Source organism: Acidovorax sp. Root217 (genome assembly GCF_001428645.1).
In the GTDB taxonomy this organism is placed as follows: Bacteria; Pseudomonadota; Gammaproteobacteria; order Burkholderiales; family Burkholderiaceae_C; genus Acidovorax.
In genome coordinates this window covers 26,079-39,819 of sequence record NZ_LMIH01000015.1, presented here as the reverse complement: position 1 = coordinate 39,819, position 13,741 = coordinate 26,079, and the positions used below count along the sequence as shown (strand labels likewise).

The 13,741-nt window shown below is 66.3% G+C and carries 13 protein-coding genes; 9 read left to right on the top strand and 4 right to left on the bottom strand.

The genetic code is table 11. From position 1 onward, the window contains the following. Positions 1–105: 105 nt before the first annotated feature. Positions 106–525 (bottom strand): BLUF domain-containing protein, encoded by a 420-nt coding sequence (locus ASE31_RS16475; protein WP_057202908.1) that lies wholly within the window; start codon positions 523–525, stop codon positions 106–108. Between the two features lie 181 nt (positions 526–706). Between ASE31_RS16475 and ASE31_RS16470 the strand changes: the two genes are divergently transcribed. The 9 genes from ASE31_RS16470 (at position 707) to ASE31_RS16430 (ending at position 10,693) form a co-directional block, all read left to right on the top strand. Beyond that, on the top strand, positions 707–1,792 hold the full coding sequence (locus tag ASE31_RS16470; protein WP_057202907.1) for a sensor domain-containing diguanylate cyclase: 1,086 nt from the start codon (positions 707–709) through the stop codon (positions 1,790–1,792). A gap of 114 nt (positions 1,793–1,906) precedes the next feature. After that, positions 1,907–4,714, top strand: a complete 2,808-nt coding sequence (locus ASE31_RS16465) for a hybrid sensor histidine kinase/response regulator (RefSeq protein WP_057202906.1) — start codon at positions 1,907–1,909, stop codon at positions 4,712–4,714. A gap of 153 nt (positions 4,715–4,867) precedes the next feature. After that, positions 4,868–5,722, top strand: coding sequence for an STAS domain-containing protein (locus ASE31_RS16460; protein ID WP_057202905.1), 855 nt, complete (start codon positions 4,868–4,870; stop codon positions 5,720–5,722). Between the two features lie 12 nt (positions 5,723–5,734). Beyond that, positions 5,735–6,109: an STAS domain-containing protein gene (locus tag ASE31_RS16455; protein WP_057202904.1), complete on the top strand. Its 375-nt coding sequence runs from the start codon at positions 5,735–5,737 to the stop codon at positions 6,107–6,109. Beyond that, entirely contained in the window at positions 6,099–6,503 is a 405-nt protein-coding gene (locus ASE31_RS16450; protein WP_057202903.1) for an anti-sigma regulatory factor, read from the top strand. Before ASE31_RS16455 ends, ASE31_RS16450 begins: the two co-directional genes overlap by 11 nt. Next, the gene (locus ASE31_RS16445; RefSeq protein WP_057202902.1) at positions 6,494–7,510 is read left to right on the top strand and encodes an ATP-binding protein; all 1,017 of its coding nucleotides are present in this window, start codon (positions 6,494–6,496) and stop codon (positions 7,508–7,510) included. Before ASE31_RS16450 ends, ASE31_RS16445 begins: the two co-directional genes overlap by 10 nt. 58 nt (positions 7,511–7,568) lie before the next feature. After that, positions 7,569–8,381 carry a sensor histidine kinase KdpD gene (locus ASE31_RS16440; RefSeq protein WP_082604205.1) on the top strand — a complete coding sequence of 271 codons (813 nt, stop codon included), beginning with the start codon at positions 7,569–7,571 and terminating at the stop codon, positions 8,379–8,381. Positions 8,382–8,384: 3 nt separating this feature from the next. Next, on the top strand, positions 8,385–10,334 hold the full coding sequence (locus ASE31_RS16435) for a response regulator (protein ID WP_057202900.1): 1,950 nt from the start codon (positions 8,385–8,387) through the stop codon (positions 10,332–10,334). 110 nt (positions 10,335–10,444) lie between these two features. Then, positions 10,445–10,693, top strand: coding sequence for a hypothetical protein (locus tag ASE31_RS16430; protein WP_057202899.1), 249 nt, complete (start codon positions 10,445–10,447; stop codon positions 10,691–10,693). A gap of 66 nt (positions 10,694–10,759) precedes the next feature. Here ASE31_RS16430 and ASE31_RS16425 read toward each other — a convergent pair whose 3' ends face one another. The 3 genes from ASE31_RS16425 to ASE31_RS16415 are packed head-to-tail and all read right to left on the bottom strand — an operon-like array spanning position 10,760 to position 13,736. Beyond that, a complete protein-coding gene (locus tag ASE31_RS16425; protein WP_057202898.1) occupies positions 10,760–13,069 on the bottom strand; it encodes an ATP-binding protein in 2,310 nt (769 codons plus the stop codon). Continuing rightward, positions 13,066–13,404 carry a circadian clock KaiB family protein gene (locus tag ASE31_RS16420; RefSeq protein WP_057202897.1) on the bottom strand — a complete coding sequence of 113 codons (339 nt, stop codon included), beginning with the start codon at positions 13,402–13,404 and terminating at the stop codon, positions 13,066–13,068. Before ASE31_RS16420 ends, ASE31_RS16425 begins: the two co-directional genes overlap by 4 nt. Before the next feature lie 5 nt (positions 13,405–13,409). After that, complete coding sequence (locus tag ASE31_RS16415; protein ID WP_057202896.1) at positions 13,410–13,736, bottom strand: circadian clock KaiB family protein; 327 nt, start codon at positions 13,734–13,736, stop codon at positions 13,410–13,412. Between the last annotated feature and the right edge of the window lie 5 nt (positions 13,737–13,741).

The following is a 13,741-nucleotide window of genomic DNA, read 5'->3' as shown; positions in this document are numbered from 1 at the left end:
TACCCGGCGAGACCGGTTTGTCGGGCGTTGCAGCCGATGCTCCTTCTGCCGCGCACGCTCCTCGGCTTCTCGGTCGGTCCGTTACCCTGCCGTGCGGCCCTCCAGCTACTCCAGCCAGCGCACGTTCTGCAGGATCTCTTCAAAGAAGCTGCGCAGGCTCGCGGTGCCCATGGTGTAGGGGTCGAAATCCGCCGTGCCCGAGTATTTGAGAAACAGCTGCCGGTTGGTTTCCAGCGATGCAATCAGCCCCATGGACCAACCCGTGAAGCGGCGGTAGGGGATTTCGCTCAGGTCCAGGATCGCCGTGTCGCGGTGGCGGCCATCCTTGAGCAGGCGGTGGTACAGCGCGTTCACCGCAGCGCGGTCGCCTTCGAGCAGTTGCAGAAAGATGCCGTTGTTCAGGCACAGCGCACCCGTGATGCCGGCGCGGGTGTTGTTGCGCTGCGATGCGCCCAGGATGTCCTTGACATCTGCAGGCCCCAGAACGCGCGAGGTGCGGCTCGCGTAGATCAGTTGTATCAACATGTTTGCCTCCGAAGACCTGAGTGTGTCAGCCCTGGACTGCGCCGTTGGGCGTGGGCCGAATACCCCGCGAATCCGCTCGCCATTGCACGCTTGCCAGGGTGCTCAGGGGCTTTGCGCGCTATCGTGCGCCGCTTCGGACGATCGTGTAACGTTTGCACACTTTTTAAAGGTGCTGCGTCCCATGGAAACACCGTCTCCCGTTCCCGCAGACGAAGCCAGCATCCTGGCGGCATTGGCGGACCCAGGCCGTGTCGCGGCGGTCCGGGACACCGGCCTGCTGGACACCCCTCCCGAAGAGAGCTTTGACCGGCTGACCCGCCTGGCAGCCAAGCTCACGGGGGCACCCGTCACCTTCGTGTCGCTGGTGGATTCGAGCCGGGACTTCTACAAAAGCGCCTTCGGCCTGGGCGAGCCGCTGAACACCACGCGCCAGCTGGAGGGCCGTTCGTTTTGCCACTACGCCATGGTGTCTGACGGGCCCCTGGTGCTCGCCGATGTCACGCAAATGGCAGTGTTCTGCGACGTTCCTACCGTCAAATCTCTCGGGGTGCGTGCCTATGCCGGCATTCCTCTCGTGACTGCCCAGGGGCAGGTGCTGGGCAGTTTCTGCGCGGTGGACTTCAAGCCCCGGCAATGGACCGAGACCGACGTCGAAGTCCTGACCGAGCTGGCGCATTCGGCCCTGCGTGAAATCCAGTTGCGCAGGGCCGTGCGCGAATCGGACGCGCTCAACCGGCGCCTGCTGGAGCAACTGCAGCGGGTGGATGAACTGAACCGCGCCCTGGCCGAACTGGCGACGACGGACTCGCTCACCGGCCTGCGCAACCGGCGCGCGTTCGACCACAGCCTGGCGCTGGAGCTGGCCATCGTAGAGCGCCACCGTTCGCCGCTGAGCCTGCTGATGCTGGACGTGGACCACTTCAAGCGCATCAACGACCGCCTGGGCCACGATGCCGGGGACCAGGTGCTGCAGATGATCGGGCAGGTCCTGAGTGCTGGCGCCCGGGTCATCGACATCGTCGCCCGTGTGGGAGGGGAAGAGTTCGCCGTGCTGCTGCCGAACACGGGCGCGCAGGGCGCCTTCGAGGTGGCCGAGCGCATGCGCCTTGCAGTGGCCCAGACGCCAGGGGCCCACGGCGGCGTGACCATCAGCATCGGCGCAGTCACCCTGCAGGACGGGGAAGCCGCCTGCAGCCTGTATGCCCGGGCCGATGCGGCGCTGTATGCGGCCAAGGAGGCGGGCCGAAACAGGGTGGCCCAGGCCTGAACCATGTGAGAATCCCGCAGGTCTCTCTCTGGGTGATTGCCAGGATTTCGCCTGGAACCTGCCCTCGGCACCGTGCACCTGCGTGCGTTTTTGGCCCCTTGCAACCTACCGTGTATGTACAGCGCCCCATCTCTTGCCACGCCTGTTGAGCCTATCACCCCCGTACGCCAGGCCTTTGCCCGATTCGACTGGTCTGCCACGGCACTGGGCCCCCAGGATGCCTGGCCGCCCACCGTCCGCGTGGCGGTGGACCTGATGCTGCAATCGCCCGTGCCCATGGCGATGATGTGGGGGCACGAAGGCATCCTGCTCTACAACGACGGCTATGCCGTCATCGCCGGCGCACGTCATCCCGAGATACTGGGCATGCCCGCACGCCAGGCCTGGCCCGAGGCCGAGGCTTTCAACGACCGGGTGATCACCGAATGCCTGGCGGGCGGCACGCTGAGCTTTCGCGACCAGTTCCTCGTGCTGCACCGCAACGGCGCGCCTGAAGAGGTGTACCTGGACCTGGATTATTCGCCCATCCCCGATGGGCAGGGCCAACCGGTGGGTGTGATGGCCATCCTTACCGAGACCACGGCCAAGGTCACGGCCGAAAAGCGCGTGCAGGGCGAGCGCGAGCGCCTGGGCAGCATGTTCGAGCAGGCGCCGGGCTTCATGGCCCTGCTGCATGGTCCGGACCATGTGTTCGAGCTGGCCAACCCGGCCTACATGCAACTGGTGGGCCACCGCGAGGTGCTGGGCAAGCCGGTGCGCCAGGCCCTGCCGGAGATTGCAGGGCAGGGCTTCTTCGAACTGCTTGACCAGGTGTATGGCACGGGCGAGCCGTTCTTCGGCACGGCGCTGCCCGCCACGCTGCAGCGCCAACCCGATGGCGCGTACGAAAGGCGCTACATCGATGTGCTGTACCACCCGCTGCGCGACGCGCAGGGCCGGGTGGCTGGCATCTTCGTGCAGGGTTCCGACGTGACGCCGCGGGTTCTGGCCGAGGAAGAGGCCAGCCGCCGCGAGGCGCAGTTCCAGGTGTTTGCGCAGGCCATGCCCAACCAGGTGTGGGCGGCCGGGCCGGACGGCCTGCTCGACTGGCTCAATGACAAGGTGCCAGAGTACAGCGGGCTGCCGCCGGCCGCACTGCTGGGCACCGGCTGGACCCGCATCGTGCACCCCGACGACCTGCCCCAGGCCGGTGAGAAGTGGGCGCAGGCACTGGCCAGCGGCGTGGGCTATGAATCGGAATTTCGACTGCGCCGGGCCGATGGGACCTACCGCTGGCACCTGGCGCGTGCCGTGCCGCTGCGCAACGAAGGCGGCAGCGTGGTGCGCTGGGTGGGCACCAACACCGACATCGAAGAACAGCGGGCCGCCGCCCTGGCGCTGGCCCACCTCAATGAAAATCTGGAGCGCGAGGTGGCCGAGCGCACGGCCGAGCGCGACCGCATGTGGCGCCTGTCCACCGACGTGATGCTGGTGGCCGATTTCGAAGCCACGGTGCTGTCCGTCAACCCCGCGTGGACGCGCCTGCTGGGCTGGCAGGCCAGCGAACTGCTGGGCCGCAGCTTCATGGACCTGGTGCACCCCGATGACCAGGCCGCCACCCTCGACGAGATGAGCGGCCTGGCGCGCGGGGTGACCACCTTTCGCTTCGACAACCGCTACCGGTGCAAGGATGGCAGTTACCGCGTGCTGATGTGGACCGCCGTGCCGGAGGCCGGCGTGATCCTTGCCGTGGGCCGCGACGTGACCGACGACCGCGCTGCCGAAGAGGCACTGCGCCGCGCCGAGGCCGCGCTGCACCAGTCGCAGAAGATGGAAAGCGTGGGGCAGCTCACCGGGGGCGTGGCCCACGACTTCAACAACGTGCTGCAGATCATCTCGGGCAACCTGCACCTGCTGCGCAAGACCCTGGCCAAGGACGAGGCAGCGCTGCGCCGCATCAACGGCGCGCTCGACGGCGTGGCGCGCGGCGCCAAACTGGCATCGCACCTGCTGGCCTTTGCGCGCAAGCAGCCGCTGTCGCCCGTGGTGCTCAACGTCGGGCGCCTGCTGCGCGACCTCAACGACATGCTGCGCCGCGCCCTGGGCGAAGCGATCGAGCTGGAGACGGTGGTGGCCGGCGGCCTGTGGAACACCCTGGCCGACAGCAGCTTTCTGGAGAACACGCTGCTCAACCTGGCCATCAACGCCCGCGACGCCATGCAGGGCCATGGCCGCCTGACCATCGAGGCCGGCAACGCCAGCCTGGACGACATCTATGCGCTGACCCATGGCGAAGTCACGGCAGGCCAGTACGTGATGATCGCCGTGTCCGACACCGGTTGCGGCATGAGCGAGGACATCGTGCAGAAGGTCTTCGAGCCCTTCTTCACCACCAAGCCCGAAGGCCATGGCACCGGGCTCGGCCTGTCGATGGTGTACGGCTTCGTCAAGCAAAGCGGTGGCCACATCAAGATCTACAGCGAGGTGGGCCACGGCACCACCGTCAAGCTCTACCTGCCCAGATCGGTCGAAGCAGAACTTTCCAGCGGCCCCCTGCCGCTGGTGGAGGCCGAAGGCGGTAGCGAAACCATTCTGGTGGTGGAAGACGACGCCCAGGTGCGCGAAACCGTGGTCGAGCTGCTCACCGACATGGGCTACAAGGTGCTCAAGGCGCCCGATGCGCAAAGTGCGCTGGCGGTGGTGGAGAGCGGCGTCCAGATCGACCTGCTGTTCACCGACGTGGTCATGCCCGGCCCGCTGCGCAGCCCCGATCTGGCGCGCAAGGCGCGGCTGGTGCAGCCGAACATCGAGGTGCTGTTCACCTCGGGCTACACCGAGAACTCCATCGTCCATGGCGGGCGGCTCGATGCGGGGGTGGCGCTGCTGAGCAAGCCTTACTCGCGCGAAGACCTGGCGCGCAAGCTGCGCCAGGCGCTGGGTTAAGGTCAGTTTGCGTAAGACAACGCCGCAAAGCGCGGTCTGCATCGCCTTTGGGCGATGTAGTAAGCCCTTAGGCCCGTACAATGTTTTGCCCATGCCCGCAGCCTCTTCTCACGCGGACATGGAACGGACACTTAACTGGCGAGATCTCCTTCCATGACTACCCTGAACACCCAAATCCTCGATGCACTGCAGGAGGGCAACAAGCCCGCCCTCATTCAGGAGTGGCTCGAAGAGGCACGTTCAGGCAATGCCAGCCTTTCCAAGTCAGCCTCCGCCGATGCCGCCGACATTGCATCGGCACTGGCCAAGGGGCTCCAGGCGGGGGCCAACATCGAATCCTTTGCCGACGCCAAATGGGCGCCGTTACAGGAGGTGCTTTCCTCGCTGTCGCGCTCGCGCGCCGCGCAGGGCCAGAGCGCCGGAGAGACCAGCGTCTTTGTGTTGGCCCTCAAGAAACCTTTGCTCAACGCCCTGCAGCAGCGGCTTAATGGTAGCGACAGCGTTCAGCTCACCGCCGCATTCTGGGGCCTGACCAAGCTGGTGGACGGAATGGCTCAGTTCACGGCTACCACCTTCCAGCGCGCGCGTGAGGACATCATCAATCGCCAGCAGGAAGAGCTGCTGGAGTTGTCCACGCCCGTGGTCAAGCTTTGGGAAGGTGTGCTGGCTGTGCCCATGATCGGCACGCTCGACAGCAACCGCACGCAGATCGTGATGGAGACGTTGCTGCAAAAGATCGTGGAGACCGGCTCTGAGCTGGCCATCATCGACATCACTGGCGTACCCACGGTGGACACTCTGGTCGCGCAACATTTGCTCAAGACGGTGACGGCCATCCGGTTGATGGGCGCTGACTGCATCATCAGTGGCATCCGCCCGCAGATCGCGCAGACCATTGTGCACCTGGGCATCGACCTGCAGGGCATCACCACCAAGGCCAGCCTGGCCGACGCCCTGTCGCTGGCACTGCAGCGCACGGGCTGGCGCATCACTCGCCAGGCCGTCTGAGGGGTATTGCACATGGAACGCATACCAATATTGCGCATGGGTTCGACCCTGCTTGTTACGATTCAGGTGGACATGCAGGACCAGACAGCGCTGGCACTGCAGGACGACTTGGCGGACCGCATCGCCAAGACCGGTGCCAGCGGCGTGATGATCGACATCTCGGCGCTGGAGATCGTGGACTCCTTCGTGGGCCGCATGCTGGCCAGCATCTCGGGCATCGCCCGCATTCTTTCGGCCACCACGGTGGTCGTGGGCATGCAGCCGGCCGTGGCCATCACGCTGGTGGAGCTCGGCCTGTCGCTGGAAGGTGTGAAGACGGCGCTCAACGTGGAGCGGGGGCTCGCGTTGCTGCAACGCGCAGGCGTGGCGAGCGGCCATGTCGATTGAACGCACCGGCACGCTGCCGCTGGAGACGGAGCAGCACATCGTTGCCAGCCGGCAGGCCGTACGCTCGCTGTGCCAACTGCTCAAGTTCTCGCTCGTCGAGCAGACCAAGATGATCACGGCCGCGAGCGAGCTCTCGCGCAATACCCTCATCCATGGGGGCGGTGGACGCATGCGCTGGGAGGTGCTGGACACAGGGGCCAAGCTTGGCCTGGCCTTGCATTTCGAGGACGAAGGCCCCGGCATCGCCGACATGAAGCTGGCCATGACGGACGGCTGGACCTCGGGCTCCGGCATGGGCCTGGGCCTGCCTGGCAGCAAGCGGCTGGTTAGCGATTTCGTGGTCGACTCTGCCCCTGGGCAGGGCACCCGCGTGAGTATCACCAAGTGGAAGTGATACGGGGATGGAGCCACCGTCCGTTCGCCATCACCGACTCCAGCTGCGTTGGCGATGCGCGTCGCTTTTGCGCCCGGACCGCGCAAGACTGGGGTTGGAGCGAAGTGGATGTGGGGCGCCTGTCGTTGATATTGACGGAGCTGGGCACCAACCTCGTGCGCCACGCGCTGCAGGGGGAGCTGTGGATTGCCGCTCCGGCCGGTGGGCAGGAGGTGGAGATCCTGGCGCTGGACAAAGGTCCCGGAATGGCGGATGTCAAACGCTCATTTCAGGACGGTGTGTCCACCGGTACCGGTTCGCCCGGCACGGGCCTTGGCGCCATACGTCGCCTGGCCAGCGATTTCGACATCCATTCGACGCCTTTTGGCACCTTGTGTCTGGTGCGCGTGCGCCCCGCCTCGCAGGAGGCCCCGGCTGGCCATCGACAGTGGGGTGCGGTGAGCATTGCCGCACCCGGCGAGACGGTGTGCGGCGACGGCTGGGCGGTGGCGACCGAAGGCGGCAAGGTGTCCGCAGTGGTGGCCGATGGCCTCGGCCATGGGCCCCATGCAGCCCTTGCCTCGGACGCCGCGCTGGATGTGTTTGCGGGCGATCCCTTCGCGCCAATCGAAAGCTTCCTGCCCGACGCCCACCTCGGCCTGCAGACCACGCGAGGCGCGGCAGTGTTCGCGCTGCGCATGGAAAGTTCGGGGCAGTTGAAGTACGCAGGGGCCGGCAATGTGATCGGGCGCATCATCTCGGGAGTGTTCGACAGGTCCATGATCACCCAGCACGGAACGGTTGGGGTGCAGGTGCGCCGGACCGAGGTGGCAACACTGGAGATGCCAGACCATGCGGTGGCTGTGGTGCACAGCGACGGCATTGCCTCGCGTTGGAAAGCGGAGGAAGTGGTTCCGCTGCTGCAGCGCGACCCCACGTTGATCGCGGCCGCATTGCTGTGGCAGCAGAGCCGGGGCCGCGACGATGCCACCGTGCTGGTGATAAAACAGGGAGACGCGCTTGAGTGACGATCTGAAAGCCCAGCTGGAGCAGAGTCAGGCCGAAGTCGAGGCCCTGCAGGCCGAGATGCAGGCCCTGCGGGAAGAGCTCGAAGAAACCAACCGCGGCGTGGTGGCGCTGTACGCCGAACTCGACGAACAGGCCGAGCAGCTCAAGCACGCCACCCAGCTCAAGAGCCGGTTCCTGTCGTACATGAGCCACGAGTTCCGCACGCCCATCGGCGCCACCCTGAGCCTGGTGCGCCTGCTGCTCGATCGAGTAGACGGCCCGTTGACTGAGGAGCAGGAACGCCAGGTACGCTTCATCCAGACTACCTGTGAGGAGTTCTCCAGCATGGTCGACGACCTGCTCGACCTGGCCAAGATCGAGTCCGGCCGGCTCGACGTGTCGCCCGAGTGGTTTGAAATGATGGACCTGTTCTCGGCGCTGCGCGGAATGTTCAAGCCGATCCTGGACAATGAGGCGCTGAACCTGGTGTTCGAAGAGCCGGTGGGGCTGACACGCCTCTACACGGATGACCGCAAGCTCTCCCAGATCCTTCGCAATTTCATATCCAACGCCCTCAAGTTCACTGCCCAGGGCGAGGTGCGGGTGTCCGCTCGGTTGGAGGGCGAGGGCATGATCCGTTTTGCCGTGGCCGACACGGGCATCGGCATCCCTGCGGAAAACCTGCCTGCGCTGTTCAATGACTTCTCGCAGGTCAAGGCGCCAATCCAGAAGCGCCTGCGCGGTACCGGGCTGGGGCTGGCGCTGTCCAGGCAGTTGGCCACCCTGCTGGGTGGGACGGTCGAGGTTACCAGCGTGGTGGGAAAGGGCTCGGTGTTCTCGGTCACTGTGCCGGTGCAGATGCACCCGGTCGAGAAAGCCACTTCGGACTGAACCATGGCCACATCAGAAATGATCTCGCCCACGATCGACCGAAGCCTGCACACGGTGTTGGTGGTGGACGATAACCCGGTCACCCGCTACGCCACAGCCCGGGTCATTCGCGCCGCAGGCTTTCAGACGGAAGAGGCGGCGACGGGCGGCGCAGCCATTGAATCCGCCAAGCGCAACGTGTCGGCGGTAGTGCTGGACGTGCACCTGCCGGACATGGACGGATTCGAGGTGTGCCGGGTGCTGCGTGCGGATTCGCGCACGCAGCTGACGCCCATCATCCACCTGTCAGCCACCTACATGCAGAGCGAGCACAAGGTGGCAGGGCTCAATGCCGGTGCCGACGCCTATATGGTGCACCCTGCCGAGCCACCGCTGATGGTGGCTACGCTGCAGGCCCTTATCCGTGCGCGCACGGCCGAGGAAGACCTGCGGCGCAGCGAAACGCGGTTTCGCGCCATTTACGACCAGGCGCCCGTGGCCATGATGCTCATCGATTCAGAGGGGCGCTTTGCCGACGTGAATCCGGCCGCCGAAAAATTGATGCAGCGTAGCCGCATGGACCTCATCGGCATGGCCGTGACCTCTCTTACGCCGCCGCCTTGGCAGGACTTCGTGCAAGAGCGCATGCAGGGCTCGGCCGATGTCAACTGGCAGGGTGAGTTTCCGCTGATCCGCGGCGACGGCAAGGAGATACTGCTGGACTGGGGCATGTCGGACCATGTGGAGCCGGGCATCCGCATCGGTATTGCAACCGATCTGTCCGAGCGCATCGACTTCGAGCGCCGGCGCGAGGAACTGCTCGAGCGCGAACAGGCAGCGCGCGTGCTGGCCGAGCGCCACAGCCGTACCAAGGACGACTTCGTGGCCGTGCTCTCGCACGAGTTGCGCACACCGCTCACACTGATCACCGGCTGGGTGCACATGCTCAAGCGCCCGAACACCAACGCCGATACGCTGGCGCGCGGCATCGACGCCATCGAGCGCGGTGCCAAGGCGCAGGGGCGCATCATCTCGGACATCCTGGACGTCTCGCGCATTGCATCGGGCAAGCTGCGCCTGCACCGTGAGTGGGCCAATCCGGTGGAGCTGGTGCGCATTTCGCTCGATGCCCTGCGCGACCTGGCCCTGGCCAAGAAGATTACCCTCGAAGTGGCCTGCGACGATACGGATGAACCTGCCTGGCTTGACGTCACGCGCTTTCAGCAGATCGTGTGGAACCTGGTGACCAATGCCATCAAGTTCTCGGAAAGCGGTGGCATGGTGCAGCTGCGTCTCAAGCGCGAAGCGGACGAACTCATCCTCGTTGTGCAGGACCACGGCGCAGGCATCGAGGCGGGGTTTTTGCCCTACCTGTTCCAGCGCTTCACGCAGAGCGGCACGCCAGGCAACCGCTCCCATGGCGGCCTGGGGCTGGGCCTGTCCATCGTCAAGCACCTGGTGGACCTGCACGGCGGCACCATTGCGGCCAGCAGCGCGGGGATCGGCCAGGGCACGGCGATGACTGCACGGCTGTTGGTGGCCTATGAAGAACCGCTGGCGGGCGATGACGATGCCCAGGCCACGCCGCAGGCCCGTGAAGTGCGCCTGCTGCAGGGCAAGGACATCCTGGTGGTGGACGACAACGCCGACACCAGCGAGATGCTCAGCATCGTGCTCACGGACGAGGGCGCCAATGTGCGCGTGGCCGACAGCTACGAGACTGCAATTGCCCAGTTCGACAAGGCCTGGCCCGACCTGTTCGTGAGCGACATTGGTCTGCCCGGCCGCGACGGCCATGACCTGATCGCCAAGGTCCGGGAGATGGAGGCTGCTGCGGGCCATCCGCGCCTGCGCGCCATTGCGCTCACGGCCTTTGCACGCCCACAGGACCGTGACCGCGCACTTGCCGCCGGTTTCGACCAGCACATGGGAAAGCCTTTGCAGCCGCACCTTTTGCTGCAGGCGCTGGCCTGAGAGGCGGTGCCGGCTGGTTTTTGCGTGCACCACATCGCTTGGGGATGCCGTCTGACAAGCGGGGAGCGTGGCGTGGCTTACTTTCAGCTACCCATCCCAAGGAGCATGCCGTGACCACCCAGCCCCCGCCCGCCACCCCTGCACGCCGCCCTGCCGGCGAGTTCCCACAGCCCGTTTCGCCATGGGAGAGCCGTGGCCTGCTGTACGCCGAAGTGGCGGGGGCCCTGGTAGTGCTGGCCATGGTGCTGGCCAACAGCATGGACCCTGGTTTTTGGCGCGACAAGGCCACCGAGGTGCAGGCCCAGGCGGCCCGCGCCACATCGGTGGCAAAGGCCGGGCCTTCCGATTCGTCCGAGTGATGGCGCATCCATGCTTTGCATGGCCGTGGCATTCCCAGGCACAAAGGCCTGCAGCTGTGCAGGCGCTTATGGGGGAGCGGCGGGCCGCGTGCGGTCGGTCTGCCCGTCCATCATGTCGCGCACCTTCCGGGCCAGGGCCGTGAGCTCGAAGGGCTTTGTCATGACCTCCATCCCCGCATCGAGCAGGCCGTTGCCCACGGCAGCGTTCTGGGCAAAGCCGGTGATGAACAGCACTTTCAATTCGGGCCGGTCCTGCCGGGCTGCGTCTGCCACCTGGCGGCCGTTGAGGCCGCCGGGCAGGCCCACGTCGGTGATCAGCAGGTCCACGCGGCGCATGGATGCCAGGGTGCGCAGGGCGCTCGGGCCGTCGTGGGCCTCGACCACCACGTAGCCGGCATCCTTGAGCACCTCCACTGTCAGCGTGCGGATGGTGCTTTCGTCCTCCACCACCAGAAGGGTCTCGCCCTCGCCCTGCTGCACGGTGTCGGCAGGCCCATCGGCCGCGTCTTCCAGCACCTGGCCATCATGGCGCGGCAGGTACAGTCGCATGGTGGTGCCCACGCCCACTTCGGACTGCACGCGCACATGGCCGCCCGACTGGCGCACGAAGCCATACACCATCGACAGGCCCAGGCCGGTACCCTGGCCGGTGGGCTTGGTGGTGAAGAAGGGGTCGAAGATCTGCTCGATCAGCTCGGCCGGCATGCCCGAACCGGTGTCGGTGACGGACAGGCACACATAGTCTGCCGCAGGCAGGCCCAGGCTGCGCAGCACGCTGTCCGTGGCCGCGATGTTGGCGGTGACTATGGCCAGGTGCCCGCCGCCGGGCAGCATGGCGTCGCGCGCGTTGATGCACAGGTTGAGCAGCGAGTTTTCCAGCTGCGAGGGGTCCACCCGGGTGGTCCACAGGCCCTCGGCGGCCGTGCACTCGACCTGCACGTCCGGCCCCACGGTGCGGCGCACCAGTTCTTCGAGCCCTGCCACCAGGCGGTTGAGGTCGGTGGCCCTGGGGTCCAGTGTCTGGCGCCGGGCAAAGGCCAGCAGGCGCTGGGTCAGCGCGGCGGCGCGCTTGACCGAGTCCTGGCCCATGCCGATGTAGCGTTCGGCCTGGTCGAGCTTGCCCTGGCGCATGCGCACCTTGAGCACCTGCAGGCTGGCGCTCACAGCGCCCAGCAGGTTGTTGAAATCGTGCGCAATGCCGCCCGTGAGCTGGCCCACGGCCTCCATCTTCTGCGACTGGCGCAGTGCCTCTTCAACCGCCATCAGCTCGCCCGTGCGCGCCGCCACGGTGGCTTCCAGGTTTTCATTCACATCGCGCAGCCGCGCCTCGCTGAGCGCCAGGGCATTGGCGCTGCGCACCCGTTCGGAGACGGAGCGGATGCGCTCGGCAAACTCGCGCACGAAGTCGATTTCATCGGCTGTCCAGTGGCGCGCGTCCGCATGGTGCAGGAACAGGATGGCCACGAGCTTGCCCTGCTCGATCAGTGGCACGCTCAGCAGGGCGCGCACGCCCTGGGTATCGAGTGTGTTTTCTGGGTAGCGCTCCGGGTCGGCCCCGGTGTCGGCAACCACCAGGGGTTCTCCGTGCCAAAGACCATCGGCGCAGGAGCCCAGGTCGTGCATGCGCCAGGTGCCAGCCAGCGTGGCCAGGCCGTGGGCGCACCAGTCCTGGTCGATGGTGCACAGCTCGCCCGTGTCGTCGATGGTGCCGTAGCACACGCGCGCCAGGCGCAGTGTCTCGCCCAGCAGGCGCGCAGCCTCCTGCGCCATGCCTGGCAGGTCGCCCACCTCGCGCAGCCGCTCAGGCAGGCGCGCCAGCAGGTTGCGCCAGTGCTCCGCGCGCCGGCGCTGGGTGATGTCGCGCACCACGGCCAGCGAACCCAGGGGCCGGCCCAGCGGGCCGAGCAGGGGCGAAACCACGGCCTCCACATCGATCAGCCGGCCATCGTTCAGGCGGTGCAGGGTGCCCAGGGTGGCCAGCGCCCCAGGGGCGGCAGATGGCACATCCGGCTCGCCCATGCCAGGCATCTCGGTAAAGATGAACTGCCGGGGCTGGCCCAGCACATCGGAGGACCGCACGCCATAGAGCCGCTCTGCGGCGGCGTTGATGTACATCACCAGCCCATCCTGGTCGAAGGCGAAGACGGCGTCCTCCATCTGGCCCAGCACGTCCTGGCGCAGCTGGTCGGTGGCCGCGTGTGCACTCTCCAGCGTGTAGATGGCGTTGTTGACGACAAGCGCATCCACATCGCCGGTGTGGATGGCATGCAGCGTTTCTTCCAACTCCTGCAGCCGCAGCCTGAGCGAGGCGTTCTCGGCGGCAAGGGCGGTCTCTCCGGCCAGGCTCGGGGCGGGGTCGAATCCGTTTGCTGTCATGCGGCCCCCTGCGCCGGCAGTATGCCGAAGGCCCTGCGCAGCCGGTTCAGGTCCGACAGGTCGCCGATGAAGCGGCGCTGCGGCAGCGGCGCCAGGCGCAGCAAGGTGGGCGAGACGATGATCTGGTCGGCACGCGCCAGATCCACATGTTCGGCGATGTTCAGCACCGTGAGCAGGTGCGTGCCGGGATAGGCCTCCTGCAGAATGCGGCGCGCGTTGGCGATGGCACGCAGCGAGATCGGCGAGGCCATGCTCACGTAGAGCCGGTAGTCGTTGGGCTGCGAAACCTCGGCGGGCTGTTCGTGCTGGGCATGGCGGGTTTCGGTAGGTGCCATGGGGTTCAAACGAGGGGCTTCACATCGAGCCCGACGAGTACACGTTCCTCGTTCGACAGGTCGCCGATGATCTTGCGGATCGGCTCGGGGAACTTGCGCACCAGGGTGGGTACGGCCAGGATCTGATCGCCCGCCGCCAGTTGCGGGTTGAGCAGCAGATCCACGACTTCGATACTGTAGCGCCCGGCCAGATGCGTCTCGCACAGGCGCTTGAGGTTGTCCAGCGCGGCATTGGAGCGGGGGGTGGAGCCGGCCACGTAGAGCCTGAGCTGCCACTCGGGTTTGAGCGGCTCGGCGGTGGACCTTTCGCGCAGGGTGGAGGGGGTTGCCATATCGA